The organism is Pseudomonas sp. GW821-FHT10C09 (genome assembly GCF_059415465.1).
The window spans coordinates 186,496-202,469 of the sequence record NZ_JBWKNG010000001.1; the positions used below are offsets into that span (position 1 = coordinate 186,496).

The window sequence follows — 15,974 nt, forward strand, 5'->3', positions numbered from 1 at the left end:
CAGTAAGAAGTTTTACTTGAAGCTCAGTTAAGGAGTTTCAGGACGCTCTTGCTCGCAATACACCAGGCTCGAGTTCAACAGCGCCACGGGCACAATAGTCTCGGACACAACCCCGTTGACGGTGTAAGCGATCCGCGCATAGCGGGTAGCAGGACGTTGACCCGCAACAGTGCTTGGCAACTGGACCGTCCTGATCGCTGTGTAGTTCGTGAGCCTGAACTCCAGGTCACCCGTCGCCGGCATCGGTAATGAAGCGGTAATCTGTGTGCCTTGGATGGAAGGCCCGCCCACCGCGTTGGTTGTCCGCCCTTCAAAATCCAGATTGACCATGGCACCCGTCGGGATGTTGATATCGCGACGGATCCTGATCCGCAACTGGCGCGGCTGATAAGGCGGCATCGCGCCATTCGCCACCGTCGGGTGGTTGAGGCTTGGGCAGTTGATGCTGGTCACAACACGCTCCGGCACCACAGTGGTTGCCGTTCTGAAGGCAGAGACGATAATTTGTGCAACCGGCAGATTGATCACAATCGCAGACACATCGACTTTGGTGGTGGTCTGCTGTTTCATCACGTTGTCGCTGCCAGGGTATTCGATGGTCACGTAAGCCTCTCGGGCATTAGCGCCAATACCGTTCCCTTCAGCCTGAATCGTCGGCCACGGCAAGCTGGCGGTGACGGTTGTATCGCCAACACGCACGGGGATCGGACCACCCACCAGTTTGCCCTGGTAGTAGAACTTGACGATTTCACGGCCAGTGACCTGTCGATTCGAGTCGGTCCATACAGGCCAGTTCATGGCAGCCGCGTTGCCTGCTTGAGCTGGGCCAAGGGTGTTGGGGGTTGGTGGCGGTGTGCCGGCGCCCTGGATCACCACCGGCGGAATGTTTGGGTTTTCCAGGTCTGGCAGGTTGGGTTGTTCTGGCCCTGCGTACTGAAGGCCAACGACACCAACGCTGTCTTGCGAAACAGGAATGGGCACCAGGCCTATGCGATGCAGTTCATACCGGAAACTGAACTCGACGTCATCGGCCCCATTTGCATCGCCAAAAACCTGCGCAAAAAAATCGTAGTCCATTTCGAATTTGAGCGGGCCTGGAGTGCCGACGGGTGGAATTTGTTGATCCGGCAAGCTAAAAATCCCTGCATCTGATTCGATGAGTGGGCTGATCCGATCACCGGGCAACGAATTCAGTGGAATTTCGATTTCCATGATTGCTTTAGTTGGCGGCGTGAGCAACGGCAGGGTGATCGGTGTAAGGCCATTCGCTCCGGTGATCGGAATTGTTGGCGCTTTCAGGACGGGCGCCGGTGTCTTGACCCTTCTGAATGCGTTAGTGATGTTAGCGTTATTGCTGATGTTGCCCGCCAGGTCGGTGAGGTTGTAGGAAGAAAAGTAGGCGCCCTCAGCCAAGGCACTCAGATACGCTAGCGGAATGTTAATCACGCCACCCACCGGCAGAGGAAAGTCGGAAACGGCGGCCCCTTCGCCTTGCATCAATGGGAAGGTGGTTTGTACAGAGAAGTAAAAGTTGACCTTGTCGTTACCCGCTTCAAATTTTCTATAGCCAGTGGGAATGGTCAGGCTCAGGCCACCTGCGTTGGCGGGGTCGTTCAACCAGGCGTCGTCAATGACGGCAGGCACGCCTGTCAGCGCTACGGACGTCGGCCGTGTGCCCGTGCCGTTGCCTCGGCCGGGTTGCGGTTGGTAAGGTGCAGTCAAGTCGACCAGGACTTCGGCGAATGTAGTCGAGGTATCGACGTTTCCAAAGGCATCGTAAATGAAGAAAGCCATTTCGTAAGACGCATACTCACCGTTCGTATCAAACTTATCAATCAGCACGGTGGTGGCAATATCGAAATCAATCGGAAATGACCAGTCCCCCCCGGTCTGTTCGTCTTTGTTCTTGGTAAGTACTACATAAGTTGGGTCAAACACGACGGGGGTTACACCTTTCGGAAACACCATGAGTTCAATTTTGGCCGCGCCGTCCGTGCCTTTATCGTCAACATCGGCTAATTGCACCGTTATTTGCTTATCTACCATAAGTTGCTGACGAGTCAGGCGACCATCCGGCAATTGGCCGACAATGGTGGGTGGTAAAGCCAGAATCCCGCCACCTGTTTTAACTTGCATATTCATTTTCGTACTCTCCATCGATGAGTTAATCATTGACACGCACACGTAATTGCCCGATGGAGAACCGCGCGACTGCTGGCTGCATGCTCCGATAATCTGGCATTGACGTCTTTAAGATTAAAACGCTGTTAAACGTTAAACACTTGCAACTTGCTGCTCTTTCAATGTTTCACGGACCACAAAAAGTTATATCCCCTGGAATAACACGATCGATCTTGACGAGCCCTACAGCGGATCTTCCCGTTGGAATGCCATTACGATAAATTGAGTAACTAACCAATGCCGAACCCAGCCCATTTATTGGCTTGATCAGTCTGTCATACCGTTCGAGAACAAAGTCGAAGCCATTAGCCGCGTGGTCAGCCGTTAACGTCATGCTGAAACGTGTGGAGGTGTCCGGGACGGCGCCGACGCCATTCAAACTTTCGAAAGACTCCCAATCCAGGAAGCACTCATCGTCGCGTTCGAACTTGCCCGCTTGTGGTGGGATACGAACCCGAATTTCCTCCCACATGGGCGGGACAGTCTTGCAATAGAGGTACCCCCACAATGTGGCGTTGGGGAACTCCGGCTCCAACAAATTGATCGGTAGTTGAACCTTCAAGGTGAATCGTTGTGGCAACGCTGAGTCCTCGTTGCCAGTGTCTCCCGATGTCACCCGGTACCGCAGGCTGATCTCGCCTGGGCGTCGCAGGTATTGGGCCGGCAGATGGAACCGTGCCGGGATGGTGACCGGGACAGGAAAACGATTGCTGTAGAAAAGCGTTTCAAGTGCAACGCCCGGTTCCATTACCCAGATTTCCAGTAAATCGCTGTTCCCGACCACAACGGATGGCGCGTCCCACAGGGGGATGTTCAGATTCACACCATTGGTTGCTGCATCAGCTGGCAACTGCGCCGTGGGGTCATTTGGATCTACCCCCTCCACCGTGAAAGCTCGGGCGAACACACCAATTCCTGCATTTGTCGATGCCATCTGCTGTTCTCCGGTTCAGAATGATCGGGTGAACCCTGAAGAAATTAGACCCGCTTATCTCCTGGGCGCCTACTGTCAGATCTGACAGGTATTGCGACCGTTTATCGGAATACCAGCCTTCCTTGCGCTGCGCACAGGCACGACCTGCTTGACGAAAGACCATTAATGGAGTTTCCTGAAACCGGTTTCAGTACAAAGTACCTGAACCTGTCAACTCCAATAAAAAGGTCGTCCCCTTGAACGATTTCTCCGCCGCCCAGCGCAGCCGCGTCACCATGCTCGACGTTGCTGAACACGCCGGCGTCTCCAAGGCCAGCGTCTCGCGCTTCATCGGCGACGACCGCGCCCTGCTCTCCGATGCCACCGCCCTGCGCATCGAGCAGGCAATTGCCCAACTCGGCTACCGCCCCAACCAGATGGCCCGAGGTCTGAAGCGCGGACGAACCCGCCTGATCGGCATGCTGGTGGCCGATATCCGTAACCCTTATTCGATTGCCGTGATGCACGGCGTGGAAACCGCCTGCCGTCAGCACGGCTACAGCCTGGTGGTGTGCAACACCGATCGCGACGATGAGCAGGAACGTCAGCACCTGGCGTTGCTGCGCTCGTACAACATCGAAGGCCTGATCGTGAACACTTTGGGTCATCACCGCGATGAACTGCGCGAACTGCATCGCGAGATGCCGATGGTGCTGGTGGATCGCAAAGTCGAGCAGCTTGAGAGTGACCTGGTCGGGCTGGATAACCCGGCAGCGGTGGAAATGGCCCTCGCCCATTTGCAGGAGCGGGGTTATCGCGACGTGTTGCTGGTGACCGAGCCGTTTGACGGCACTAGTTCCCGGATCGAGCGGGTCAGCAGTTTCAAGGCGCAGATTGAGCAGCGTCCGGCGCTTAAAGGTGCCGTAGTTGAAACCGGCAGCGAGCTGACCTCGTATCTGAAAACGTTCTTGAACACTCCCGGCCCCGGCCCGAAAGCGTTGTTTTGTGCCAATGGCATTGCGGCATTGGCCAGTACTCATTCGTTGCGCGAATTGCAGTGCAATTTGTTTGCGGATGTAGGGTTGATTGCGCTGGATGATCTGGATTGGTATCCGTTGGTGGGCAGTGGGATTACCGCCCTCGCGCAGCCGACGGAGGAGATTGGCGCGAGTGCGTTTGAGTGTCTGCTCAAGCGGTTGCGTGGGGATGTCGGGGCGGTGCGGACACTGGATTTTTCGGCGCGGCTGGTTGTTCGAGGGTCGACCCTTGGGAATCTTCGGTGAATGTTATGGCCCCTTCGCGAGCAGGCTCGCTCCCACATTGGAATGCGTTCATCTGTGGGAGCGAGCCTGCTCGCGAAGGGGCCCTGAAGAACGCCGCATCTTTCAGCCATGCATTTTTTTTGAACAAAAATGAAACCGGTTTCAGAGGTATAAAAACAATGAACACACCCCCCGTCTCCATCAGCCTGTCCAGCTACGGCGCGGACCTTGTGCGCCAACGCGGCCAGGGCAGTTTTATCAACGTGTTGGCCGCTGCCGGCGCTACGCGAATTGAATGGCGCGAAGAGTTGCTGACCGATGAAAACCCGCTGCAACTGGCCGACAACAGCCACGCCCAAGGGCTGGAAAGCATCTACTCATCGCCCATGGAGCTGTGGCTGGCCGGTCAGTCAAAACCCAATCCTGAACTGACCGCCACCCTCGAGCGTGCCCAAGCGTTCGGCGCCAAATGGCTGAAAGTCTCCCTGGGTTACTTCACCGACAACAATGATCTTCAGGCACTCAGCCGCGTCCTCGCCCGGAGCCCGATACAGGTGCTGGTGGAAAACGACCAGACCTTGCACGGCGGCCGTATCGAACCCTTTCAACGCTTTTTTACCCAAGTCGAACACCACAATCTGCCAATCAAGATGACCTTCGACATCGGCAACTGGCACTGGCAGGACCAGTCCGCCGCCAGCGCTGCACGGTTGCTCGGTCGCCATGTCGGTTACGTGCACTGCAAAGCCGTGACCCGCCGGGCCGACGGAAAACTGGTTGCGATCCCGCCAACCGCCCATGACGTGCATGAGTGGGAACACCTGCTGCGGCACATGGCCCAAGGTGTGATGCGGGCGGCAGAATACCCGCTGCAAGGCGATGACCTGGTGCAACTGACCACCGAACACGTCGCCGCCCTCGCCCGTCTTGGCCAATCCCGGTTGGAGAACGCTCATGTCTGAGTTCGATATCCTCTCGTTCGGCGAAACCATGGCGATGTTTGTCGCCGAACACAGCGGTGATCTGGCAGAGGTTGGCCAGTTCCACAAACGCATTGCCGGAGCGGACAGCAACGTCGCGATTGGCCTTTCACGGCTCGGCTTCAACGTGGCGTGGTTGAGTCGCGTGGGCGCTGACTCATTGGGCCGATTTGTCGTCGATACGCTGCGCAACGAAGGCCTGGACTGCAGCAACGTCGCCATCGACCCGACGCACCCGACCGGTTTTCAGCTCAAGTCCCGTACTGGCGATGGCAGCGACCCGGCAGTCGAGTATTTCCGGCGTGGTTCGGCCGCCAGTCACTTGTCGGTGCAATCGATCGCTCCGTCATTGCTCAACGCCCGGCACTTGCACGCCACCGGCATTCCACCGGCGCTGTCTGCGTCTGCCCGGGAAATGTCCTTTGAACTGATGACCCGCATGCGCAATGCCGGGCGCAGCGTGTCGTTCGACCCTAACTTGCGCCCGAGCCTGTGGGCCAGCGAGCAACTGATGATTACCGAAATCAACCGCCTCGCCGCCCTCGCCCATTGGGTGCTGCCGGGGTTGAGTGAAGGCCGCTTGCTGACCGGGTTTGAAGACCCGGCGGACATTGCAGCGTTTTATCTGGACCTGGGTGTTGAAGCGGTGGCGATCAAACTTGGCCCGCATGGCGCCTATTACCGCACGCCACTGGATCAAGGGTTTGTCGCGGGCGTACCGGTGCAAACCGTGGTGGATACGGTGGGCGCTGGCGATGGCTTTGCGGTCGGGATGATCAGCGCGCTGCTGGAAAACCACAGCGTTGCCGATGCGGTGCGGAGGGCCAACTGGATTGGCAGTCGTGCGGTGCAGAGTCGGGGGGATATGGAAGGTCTGCCGACCCGGCTGGAATTATCTGCTGAATTTGAGGGCCTCTTCGCGAGCAGGCTCGCTCCCACAGGGGATTTGTGTCTGACCTAGTTCCAAGTCACTGAAGATTTAACTACCTGCTGCGACAAAAACAACAAGCTCAGGAGCACCACCCATGAAAACCGCCTCACTCGCCACCCGCCGCTGGTGGTACATCATGCCCATCGTGTTCATCACCTACAGCCTGGCGTATCTGGACCGCGCCAACTATGGCTTCGCCGCCGCCTCGGGCATGGCCGCCGACCTGATGATCACGCCGGGCCTGTCGTCGATGCTCGGCGCGCTGTTCTTCCTCGGTTACTTTTTCTTCCAGGTGCCGGGCGCGATCTACGCGCAGAAACACAGCGTGAAGAAGCTGATTTTCGTCAGCCTGATCCTCTGGGGCGGGCTCGCGACGCTGACCGGGATCGTCTCCAACGCCTACTGGCTGGTCGTCATCCGTTTCATGCTCGGCGTAGTTGAGGCCGCGGTCATGCCGGCGATGCTGGTCTACTTGTGCCACTGGTTCACCCGTGCCGAACGCTCACGGGCCAACACGTTCCTGATCCTCGGCAACCCGGTGACCATGCTCTGGATGTCGGTGGTGTCGGGCTATCTGGTGCAGCATTTCAGCTGGCGCTGGATGTTCATCATCGAAGGTTTGCCGGCGGTGCTGTGGGCGTTTATCTGGTGGCGCCTGGCGGATGATCGTCCGGCGCAGGCCAAGTGGCTCAGCGAACAAGAGAAGCAGGACCTGGAAAGCGCCCTCGCCGCCGAACAGGTCGGGATCAAAGCGGTGAAGAACTACGCCGAAGCCTTTCGTTCGCCGAAGGTGATCATCCTGGCGCTGCAGTTTTTCTGCTGGAGCATTGGCGTCTACGGCTTCGTGCTGTGGTTGCCGTCAATCCTCAAGGCCGGCGCGCAGATGGACATGATCGAGGCCGGCTGGCTGTCGGCGTTGCCGTATCTGGCGGCCGTGATCGGCATGCTGCTGGTGTCCTGGGGCTCGGACAAATTGCAGAAGCGCAAACGCTTCGTCTGGCCGCCGCTGCTGATCGCCTCCATCGCGTTCTACGGTTCCTACGCCTTGGGCGCCGAACATTTCTGGTGGTCCTACACCTTGCTGGTGATTGCCGGCGCTTGCATGTATGCGCCGTACGGGCCGTTTTTCGCCATCGTCCCGGAGATCCTCCCGGCCAACGTCGCGGGCGGTGCCATGGCGTTGATCAACAGCATGGGCGCGCTCGGCTCATTTGGCGGCTCGTACCTGGTCGGCTACCTGAACAGTTCCACCGGATCACCCGGCGCTTCGTATCTGCTGATGAGCGGTGCGTTGATGCTGTCCGTGGTACTGACGATTTTCCTCAAGCCCGGCGCCAGTGATCGCGTCGTGGCCAAGGCTGCTGCGCCACGGCCAGCGGCTGCTCACCCTTGATTTGACGTTGAGATGATGACGATGAAAAAGCAGGTTGTGCTGTACAAGAAACTCTCGCCGCTGCTCATGGCTCGACTGCATGAGCAGACCGAGGTGACGCTGATCGACAACCTCAATCCCGAGGGCCTCGAACAACTGCGCGACGCCCTGCCCCGCGCCCAGGGTTTGCTCGGCGCGAGCCTGAAACTGGATGCGCAGTTATTGGACCTGGCGCCAAATCTGGAAGCCATCGCCAGCGTGTCGGTTGGCGTCGACAACTACGACATCGACTACCTGACCGAGCGCCGCATCCTGCTGAGCAACACGCCGGATGTGCTCACAGAAACCACGGCAGACACCGGTTTCGCGCTGATTCTGGCGACCGCCCGGCGTGTGGTGGAACTGGCGAACATGGTTCGCAAAGGACAATGGACGCGCAACATCGGCCCGGTGCATTTCGGTACGGATGTGCATGGCAAGACGTTGGGCATCATCGGCATGGGTCGTATTGGTGAGGCCCTGGCGCAGCGTGGGCATTTCGGGTTTGGCATGCCGGTGATCTATCACAGTCATTCGCCGAAACCGGCGGTTGAACAGCGTTTCAATGCGCAGTACCGCAGTTTGACCGAGCTGTTGCAGCAGGCCGATTTCATTTGCCTGACCTTGCCGCTGACGGCTGAAACCGAAGGGCTGATCGGCGCCGAGGAGTTTGCCTTGATGCGCCCGGAGAGCATTTTCATCAACATCTCCCGGGGCAAAGTGGTGGACGAAGCAGCGCTGATCGAGGCGCTGCGATCCGGGCAGATTCGGGGGGCGGGGCTGGATGTGTTTGAGCGTGAACCGCTGCAGGCGGATTCGCCGTTGATGACGTTGAACAATGTGGTGGCAACGCCGCACATGGGGTCGGCGACGCATGAGACGCGGGAGGCGATGGCGCGGTGTGCGGTGGATAATCTGCTGATGGCGCTGGCTGGAGAGCGGCCGAAGAATCTGGTGAACACCCGGGCTTGGCAGGGCTGAGTCCTACGGCGTTTGGTAGTCCGCTTTCGCGAGCAGGCTCGCTCCCACAGGGGATTTGTGAACGCCACAGATCCAATGTGGAGCGAGCCTGCTCGCGAAGGTGCCATCAAATCCACTAGAAGTCTTTCAGGCCCGCCTGGCTTCCAACAAATCTGCCGCACACAACGCAATCCGCCGGCACGCCTCTGCCAGTTTCACCCGATCCACCACCAAACCAATCCGGATATGCCCCGCCGCACTCGGCCCGAACGCCTCGCCAGCCAACACCGACACGCCATACCCCTCCAGCAACCGCTCGGCAAACCCTTGAGCGCCGAGCCCGGTCTGGCGCACATCGACCATCACAAACATGCCGCCATCCGGACGGATCGGCTTGATCCCCGGACAACCGCTCAACCGTGCGCACACCAGATCGCGACGCTGACGATATTCCTCACGCATCAACACCACTTCCGGCAGGTCCTGATCCAGCGCCAATTGGGCCGCGTTCTGGATAAAGTCCGGAATCCCGAACAGCATGCACAACGACAGATTCACCAGGTGCTCAGCCATGGGTTTGGGGCCAATCACCCAACCGACCCGCCAGCCACTCATGGCGTGGGATTTGGACAGGCTGTTGATGGTCGCGGTGCGCTCGGCCATGCCCGGCAGACTCGCCGGGCTGGTGTGTTCGCCCTCGAACAACAAATCGCTGTAGACCTCATCGCTGATCAACCACAGGTCATGGCGCACACACAACGCGGCGAGCGCTTGCCAGGTGTTGAGCGGCAAACTGGCGCCGGACGGGTTGTTGGGACTGTTGAGCAGGATGACCCGGGTTTTCGGCGTAATCAGTGCCGCGACATCCGCCGGATCGACGCGAAAGCCGTTCTCCGGACGCACCGCCACGGGCACTACTTTCGCAGAACAAGCGCCGAACACGCCTTCGTAAGTCACGTACATCGGTTCGGCGACGATCACCTCGTCGCCCGGATCGAGCAGGCATTGCGCAACCGAATACACCGCGCATTGCGCCCCCGGAAACACGATCACATGGTCACCATCCACCGCTTGACCACTGCGCTGGCGATGGCGCCGCGCAATGCTGCTGCGCAGCCCTCGACTGCCGCGCACGTCCGGGTAGTGGGTGTCGCCGGCCTGCAAGCTGTCGATGGCGGCCTGGACAATCGGTTGTGGCGTGTCGAAATCCGGATCGCCGATAGACAGAAGCAGGACATCAATGCCCTGCTCGCGCATGTCCAGCGCTCGGTCATGAATCTGCCAGGCTGCCGCTCCATCGCCGGCGATTCGTTTGGTCAAGGCTGAATAGCGCATGTGATTCTCCTGTCGCGCGCGGACTCCCAGCCTTCACCCTATCTCAAATCACGAAACGCGCCACCATGGCATTCAAATCCACCGCCAGACGCGACAGCTCATGGGTGGCGACGCTGGTCTGGTTGGCACCGGTCGCCGACTGGGTAGCCAGGTCGCGGATGTTCACCAGGTTGCGGTCGACTTCGCGGGACACCTGCGCCTGTTCTTCCGAAGCACTGGCGATCACCAGGTTGCGTTCGTTGATCAAGTGGATCGACTGAGTGATCTGCTCCAGTGCGACGCCAGCAGCGCGGGCCATTTCCAGGGTGCTTTGGGTGCGCTGGTTGCTTTGCTGCATCGACGAAACCGCTTCACCTGTGCCGTTCTGAATGCCGGCGACCATTTTTTCGATTTCCTGGGTCGATTGCGCGGTGCGATGGGCCAGTGCTCGCACTTCGTCCGCGACCACGGCAAAACCCCGTCCGGCTTCACCGGCGCGGGCGGCTTCGATGGCGGCGTTGAGCGCCAACAGGTTGGTTTGTTCGGCGATGGCGCGAATCACGTCCAGCACTTTGCCGATGTCACGGCCCTGCGCGGCCAGGCCTTCGATCATCACCGAGGTATTTTGCACGTCGTGGGTCATGGTCTGGATCGCGTTAACGGTTTCCACCACCCGGTCACGGCCTTCGCGGGCGGCCTGGGTCGACTGGCTGGACGCTTCGGAGGTCGATACCGCATTACGCGCAACTTCTTCCACGGCGGCGGTCATTTCGTTGACGGCGGTGGCGGCTTGTTCGATTTCGTTGTTTTGCTGTTGCAGGCCGCGCGAGGCTTCCTCGGTCACGGTGCTGAGTTCTTCCGCGGCGGCGCCCAGTTGCGTGGCTGAACCGGCGATCTGTTCGATGGTTTGGCGCAGGTTGGTTTGCATGGCGGCCAAGGCACCGAGCAAACGGGCCGGTTCGTCCTTGCCGTCGACCTCGATGACTTTGGTCAGGTTGCCGCCGGCGATGGTTTCGGCCGCCTGCACCGCGCGGTTCAGCGGGGTAACGATGCTGCGGGTCAGCAGCCAGGCGAGCAGTACGGTCAGCAGTGCGGCCATGACCGCAACCACAACGATGCCGGTGATGGCGCTGCTGTAGTGTTCGCCCGCTTCGGCGCCCGCCGCTTTGGCATATCCATTATTAAGGGCCACCAGTTTGTTCAACTGCTCGCCCATTTGATCGGTGCCGTCCTTGATCCGCGTGTTGATCAAGGTGCGCATTTCGTCGAGCTGGTTCTGCCGCGACAGCTCCATCATCTGGTTTTGCGCTTGCAGGTAACCGTCCAGCGTTGCCGTGAAGGTTTTGTACAGTGCAGCTTCGTCCGGCTGCGCGGGCAAGGCTGAGTAACTGGCCTGGGCGCTTCGCACCTTGTCGATGAGCACGCCGATGCGTGTCTGGGCTTCCTGCAAAGCAGCGGGTTCGCGGTTGGTCAGCACACGGAAAGAAAGGATGCGCAGGCGCAGGACGTTTTCGGTCATGTTGCCTAGAAAGCCGACACTGGGCAGCTGCGTGCTTTCAATATCAATGGAAGCCTGGCGGATGATCGACATACGGTTCACGGCAAACACACCCAGCACGATGACGAGCAAGGCAATAAAAGCAAAACCGAGGAAGGCGCGAGGCGCGATGTTCAGATTACGCAGTGACATAGGAGGATTCTCGGGTGGTTGAGGCTACGAGCATCCTTGCCGGAAATCACTGAAGGGATGTGGGTGCGTCCCTTCAGCTCGGCGCCACTGTCGAACCGGGGGTGTGAGCGTCTATAGGCTGTATCGGCCGGGGATGAGGATTTTTGCGGGGGTTGGAGAAATATATTTCGAGGGGTACGAAACACCGGAATGGGTGACGCTCTTGTGGCGAGGGAGCTTGCTCCCTCGCCACAGAGAATTTGTTTGCCTCCAGATCGGGGTCAGTCAGTGCGAGCAGCGATTCGCCAGACCCGCGCAATGTCGCTCGCGCGATCTTGCAGTAACCGTGGCGCCTCGGCGCACGCCTGTTCCAGCGTCATCGGGCCACTGGCCAAGGCAAACGCTGCATCGATGCCGTGCTCGTACAACGCCTGATAGCCCTCGCCCAACGTGCCCGCGATCACGATCACTGGCACACCTTGCTGTTGGGCAATGCGCGCCACGCCGAACGGTGTCTTGCCACGCAAGGTCTGCGCATCGAATCGCCCTTCGCCGGTAATCACCAGGTCGGCGCCCTGCACGGCTTCAGCCAGCCCGACCAATTCCGCAACCACGTCCACGCCGGCCTGAAACTGCGCACCGAGGAATGCCTTGGCGGCAAATCCCAGGCCGCCTGCCGCCCCACTGCCCGGTTCGTCCTTGACGTCGCGACCTAATGCATCAGCGCACCGTTCGGCAAAGTGCCCAAGCGCGTTATCCAGTTGCTGCACCTGCTCGGGCGATGCGCCTTTTTGTGGGCCGAAAATGACTGAAGCGCCGTGGGGACCGCACAGTGGATTGGTGACATCGGCTGCAATGTCGAAGCGCACTTTAGCCAGACGCGGGTCAATGTTGCTCAGATCAATGCGATCCAGTTGCGCCAACGCCAAACCGCCTGGTGCCAGGGTTTGCCCCTGCGCATCCAGCAACCTCACGCCCAGCGCCTGCATGGCCCCGGCGCCGCCATCGTTGGTGGCGCTGCCGCCAATCGCCAGAATTACTCGCTGCGCCCCGGCATCGAGGGCGGCGCTAATCAGCTCACCGGTGCCAAACGTGCTGCTGGTGCACGCGTCGCGCTGGCTCAACGGGAGCAGTTGCAGGCCACTGGCCTCAGCCATTTCGATGATCGCGGTGTGGTTGTGCGGCAGCCAGCCCCAGGCGGCGTCGACGGTTGCACCGAGCGGACCGCGCACAGGTGTGCGGCGCAGTTCGCCCTCGCACGCCGCCAGAATCGACTCGACCGTGCCTTCGCCGCCGTCGGCCATCGGGCATTTGACCAAATGCGCATCCGGCCAGACGTCTGCCAACCCCAATGCAATGGCGTCTGCCACGCCTTGGGCGCTTAGGCTGTCCTTGAACGAATCGGGGGCGATGACGATTTTCATGCGAATTCTCCAGTTCCAATGCGCTCCATGCTGCCAGTAGCCCCGGACAATAACGCCAGTCCGCTGCACAAGCGGGTGTGACGTTTATTGTTCATTTCTACAAAGTCTTGTGGTGAACGGTTTGGCCCCTTCGCGAGCAGGCTCGCTCCCACAGGGGAGCGCATTCCAAATGTGGGAGCGAGCCTGCTCGCGAAGGCGTCCTTATATCCACCACCCTAGTCGGTTTGCGGCAGAAGCTGCACACCCAGATAAAGCGCCAACATCCCATCCAGCTTGAGAGGATCAACCCCACTCAACTCGGCAATCCGCTCCATTCGATACCGCAAGCTATTGCGATGAATCCCCAACGCGTCGGCACACGCCTGGCTCTGCCCATCGTGATCACACCAACTGCGCAACGTCGCCAGCAGTTGGCCGTTACCATCCTTGGCGATGACCTTGCGCAGTGGCTTGAGCAATTCGTCCAGTGCATCGTCGTTACGATGTCGCCACAACATCACCGGCAGTCGATACCGAGTGAGCGTCAGCAAGCGCGAACGCGGTAACACATCGCGTCCATACGCCAACAAATCACCCACGCGCCGGTAGCAACGCCGTAGCCCCGACAGCCCATCAGCCTGCCCGCCCACCGCGATGCGCAGAATGTTCCAGCCCAGGCCGTCGAGTTTTTCCAGCAGCCGATCATTCTCGATGGATTGCGAGGCCGGCCGGCACCACAGCAACGACGACTTCGCCGAACTCACGCACCAACTGTCCGGGTAGCGCGAGGTCAGCCAGGCGCTCAGCGCTTCAACGGTTTGCGCCGGGCCGTGGTCCATGCCCAATTCAAACAGATACGGCACCCGCGTCATCTGCGGCTTGAGCCCCAGCTGCTGCGCCTCATCGAGCAAGCGCGGCGAATCCCCCGCCTCGCTCAGCAGCAACGCGAGCAGATCATCGCAACGCTGACGCCGCCATTGCTGCTCGGCCTGCTGATTGCGCTGGCCGACCAGCATCTCCGCGGTCATCCGCACCAGCTCGGCATAAGTGCGCAATGGCTCGGGTTCGCCGGTAATGCCAAGCACGCCAATCAAGCGCCCATCCAGCAACAGCGGCAAGTTGATGCCCGGTTGCACGCCCTTGAGATGAATCGCGGTTTGCGCGTCGATTTCCACCACCCGACCATTGGCCAGCACCAGTTGCGCGCCCTCGTGGCGGGTGTTGATGCGCTCCGGTTCGCCGCTGCCGAGAATCAATCCCTGGCTGTCCATGACGTTGACGTTGTACGGCAGGATGGCCATCGCCCGGTCGACGATGTCCTGGGCCAGGTCGTGATCGAGTTCGAACATAACGGGGATCCTTGAAAACGGGGTGGGACGGGTTGTTCACCCGCACAGGCCTTGGTCGCAAACCCTGTGCTCAGGCACAAAGACAACAACCCGGAGCGTGGCCGAGACTCACTGGGCGATCAACGTTACCCTTGCATCGCAAAAAATCATAATAAAGAGAGAGCCGCCATGTCACAGAGCGCCGCCGCTACCCAGGCCATCGTTGACGAGAAAAACGCCGTCTACAAACGCATTACCCTGCGTTTGATTCCCTTCATCTTCATCTGCTACCTGTTCAACTACCTCGACCGGGTGAACGTTGGATTTGCCAAACTGCAGATGCTCGACGCACTGAAATTCAGCGAAACCGTGTACGGCCTTGGTGCCGGGATCTTCTTTATCGGCTATGTGCTGTGCGGCGTGCCGAGCAACCTGGCCCTGACCAAATTCGGCCCACGGCGCTGGATCGCGTTGATGATGATCGTCTGGGGCACGCTTTCGACGTGCCTGCTGTTCGTCACCACCCCGACCGAGTTCTACACCTTGCGCCTGTTCACCGGCGCGGCCGAAGCCGGGTTCTTCCCGGGCGTGGTGCTGTATCTCTCGCAATGGTTCCCGACCTTCCGCCGTGGCCGCATCATGGCGCTGTTCATGTCGGCGATCCCGGTGTCCGGCCTGCTCGGCAGCCCGTTCTCTGGCTGGATCCTCAACCACTTCGCGGCGGGCCAGGGTGGCTTGGCCGGTTGGCAGTGGATGTTCCTGCTGCAAGGTATTCCGACCGTGATCCTCGGCGCCCTCGCCTATTTCCTGTTGAGCGACAGCTACGCCAACGCCAAATGGCTAACGCCGTTCGAGCGTTCGGTACTGGAAGCGGATCACGCTGAAGACCTGGCCAACAAACCAAAAACCACCACTGATTCGTTGCTGGCGGTGTTCAAGAACCCGGCGATCTGGGCGTTCGGTTTGATCTACTTTTGCATCCAGAGCGGCGTGTACGCGATCAACTTCTGGCTGCCGTCGATCATCAAGAACCTCGGTTTCAGCGATAACCTGGTAATTGGTTGGTTGAGCGCGATTCCGTACCTGTTGGCGGCAGTGTTTATGTTGCTGGTCGGCCGTTCGGCGGACTTGCGCAAGGAACGTCGCTGGCATTTGGTGGTGCCGATGTTGATGGGCGCGGTGGGTCTGTTGATCGCGGTGAACTTCGCGACGACGCCGGCCATTGCGATCCTCGGCCTGACCATCGCCACCATGGGCGCCCTCACCGGCCTGCCGATGTTCTGGCCGGTGCCGACGGCGCTGTTGAGCGCAGGTGCGGCGGCGGGTGGTTTGGCGTTGATCAACTCCATGGGGCAGATGGCGGGTTTCCTCAGCCCGTACCTCGTGGGTTGGGTCAAGGACAGCACTGGTTCGACGGATGCTGCGCTTTATCTGCTGGCGGGTGTGATTGTGTGTGGCAGCTTGCTGGCGCTGCGGATGACGCGGACGTTGCGGGTGTAAGCCTTTTTCACCCCTACAAAAAACGGCCCTTTCGGGCCGTTTTCATTTCTCAAGGCAGACACTCTGTTGTGGCGAGGGAGCTTGCTCCCGCTCGGGTGCGCAGCAGCCGCAAGTTTTTGGGG

12 protein-coding genes are annotated in these 15,974 nt (G+C 59.7%); 6 read left to right on the plus strand and 6 right to left on the minus strand.

Features of this window, described 5'->3' with window-relative positions:
- Positions 1-27: 27 nt before the first annotated feature.
- A complete protein-coding gene (locus AC07N8_RS00780; RefSeq protein WP_493141865.1) occupies positions 28-2,142 on the minus strand; it encodes a hypothetical protein in 2,115 nt (704 codons plus the stop codon).
- Between the two features lie 166 nt (positions 2,143-2,308).
- Positions 2,309-3,115 carry a hypothetical protein gene (locus tag AC07N8_RS00785; RefSeq protein ID WP_493141867.1) on the minus strand — a complete coding sequence of 269 codons (807 nt, stop codon included), beginning with the start codon at positions 3,113-3,115 and terminating at the stop codon, positions 2,309-2,311.
- 236 nt (positions 3,116-3,351) lie between these two features.
- Between AC07N8_RS00785 and AC07N8_RS00790 the strand changes: the two genes are divergently transcribed.
- The 5 genes from AC07N8_RS00790 (at position 3,352) to AC07N8_RS00810 (ending at position 8,659) form a co-directional block, all read left to right on the plus strand.
- Entirely contained in the window at positions 3,352-4,377 is a 1,026-nt protein-coding gene (locus AC07N8_RS00790) for a LacI family DNA-binding transcriptional regulator (protein WP_493141869.1), read from the plus strand.
- A gap of 158 nt (positions 4,378-4,535) precedes the next feature.
- Entirely contained in the window at positions 4,536-5,318 is a 783-nt protein-coding gene (locus tag AC07N8_RS00795) for a sugar phosphate isomerase/epimerase family protein (protein ID WP_493141871.1), read from the plus strand.
- Positions 5,311-6,297, plus strand: a complete 987-nt coding sequence (locus tag AC07N8_RS00800) for a sugar kinase (RefSeq protein WP_493141873.1) — start codon at positions 5,311-5,313, stop codon at positions 6,295-6,297. The genes AC07N8_RS00795 and AC07N8_RS00800 overlap by 8 nt, the downstream gene beginning before the upstream one ends.
- 64 nt (positions 6,298-6,361) lie before the next feature.
- Positions 6,362-7,660, plus strand: a complete 1,299-nt coding sequence (locus AC07N8_RS00805) for an MFS transporter (RefSeq protein ID WP_483842336.1) — start codon at positions 6,362-6,364, stop codon at positions 7,658-7,660.
- Between the two features lie 21 nt (positions 7,661-7,681).
- A complete protein-coding gene (locus AC07N8_RS00810; protein WP_493141875.1) occupies positions 7,682-8,659 on the plus strand; it encodes a 2-hydroxyacid dehydrogenase in 978 nt (325 codons plus the stop codon).
- Positions 8,660-8,785: 126 nt separating this feature from the next.
- Here AC07N8_RS00810 and AC07N8_RS00815 read toward each other — a convergent pair whose 3' ends face one another.
- From AC07N8_RS00815 to AC07N8_RS00830, 4 genes are all read right to left on the minus strand, one after another.
- Positions 8,786-9,973, minus strand: coding sequence for a pyridoxal phosphate-dependent aminotransferase (locus AC07N8_RS00815; RefSeq protein ID WP_493141877.1), 1,188 nt, complete (start codon positions 9,971-9,973; stop codon positions 8,786-8,788).
- Positions 9,974-10,016: 43 nt separating this feature from the next.
- Complete coding sequence (locus AC07N8_RS00820) at positions 10,017-11,642, minus strand: methyl-accepting chemotaxis protein (RefSeq protein WP_493141879.1); 1,626 nt, start codon at positions 11,640-11,642, stop codon at positions 10,017-10,019.
- Positions 11,643-11,902: 260 nt separating this feature from the next.
- Positions 11,903-13,045, minus strand: a complete 1,143-nt coding sequence (locus AC07N8_RS00825) for a glycerate kinase (protein WP_493141880.1) — start codon at positions 13,043-13,045, stop codon at positions 11,903-11,905.
- Positions 13,046-13,260: 215 nt separating this feature from the next.
- Positions 13,261-14,373, minus strand: a complete 1,113-nt coding sequence (locus AC07N8_RS00830) for a sugar diacid recognition domain-containing protein (protein WP_483842341.1) — start codon at positions 14,371-14,373, stop codon at positions 13,261-13,263.
- 168 nt (positions 14,374-14,541) lie between these two features.
- Here AC07N8_RS00830 and AC07N8_RS00835 point away from each other — a divergent pair, with 168 nt between their 5' ends.
- Positions 14,542-15,852 (plus strand): MFS transporter, encoded by a 1,311-nt coding sequence (locus tag AC07N8_RS00835; protein WP_310267930.1) that lies wholly within the window; start codon positions 14,542-14,544, stop codon positions 15,850-15,852.
- Positions 15,853-15,974: the final 122 nt, after the last annotated feature.

Excerpts from the sequence above, each read along its gene's own strand:
- AC07N8_RS00780 (WP_493141865.1), bottom strand. The coding sequence starts at position 2,142 with ATGAATATGCAAGTTAAAACAGGTGGCGGGATTCTGGCTTTACCACCC.
- AC07N8_RS00785 (WP_493141867.1), bottom strand. The coding sequence starts at position 3,115 with ATGGCATCGACAAATGCAGGAATTGGTGTGTTCGCCCGAGCTTTCACG.
- AC07N8_RS00795 (WP_493141871.1), top strand. The coding sequence starts at position 4,536 with ATGAACACACCCCCCGTCTCCATCAGCCTGTCCAGCTACGGCGCGGAC.
- AC07N8_RS00800 (WP_493141873.1), top strand. The coding sequence starts at position 5,311 with ATGTCTGAGTTCGATATCCTCTCGTTCGGCGAAACCATGGCGATGTTT.
- AC07N8_RS00805 (WP_483842336.1), top strand. The coding sequence starts at position 6,362 with ATGAAAACCGCCTCACTCGCCACCCGCCGCTGGTGGTACATCATGCCC.
- AC07N8_RS00810 (WP_493141875.1), top strand. The coding sequence starts at position 7,682 with ATGAAAAAGCAGGTTGTGCTGTACAAGAAACTCTCGCCGCTGCTCATG.
- AC07N8_RS00815 (WP_493141877.1), bottom strand. The coding sequence starts at position 9,973 with ATGCGCTATTCAGCCTTGACCAAACGAATCGCCGGCGATGGAGCGGCA.
- AC07N8_RS00820 (WP_493141879.1), bottom strand. The coding sequence starts at position 11,642 with ATGTCACTGCGTAATCTGAACATCGCGCCTCGCGCCTTCCTCGGTTTT.
- AC07N8_RS00825 (WP_493141880.1), bottom strand. The coding sequence starts at position 13,045 with ATGAAAATCGTCATCGCCCCCGATTCGTTCAAGGACAGCCTAAGCGCC.
- AC07N8_RS00830 (WP_483842341.1), bottom strand. The coding sequence starts at position 14,373 with ATGTTCGAACTCGATCACGACCTGGCCCAGGACATCGTCGACCGGGCG.
- AC07N8_RS00835 (WP_310267930.1), top strand. The coding sequence starts at position 14,542 with ATGTCACAGAGCGCCGCCGCTACCCAGGCCATCGTTGACGAGAAAAAC.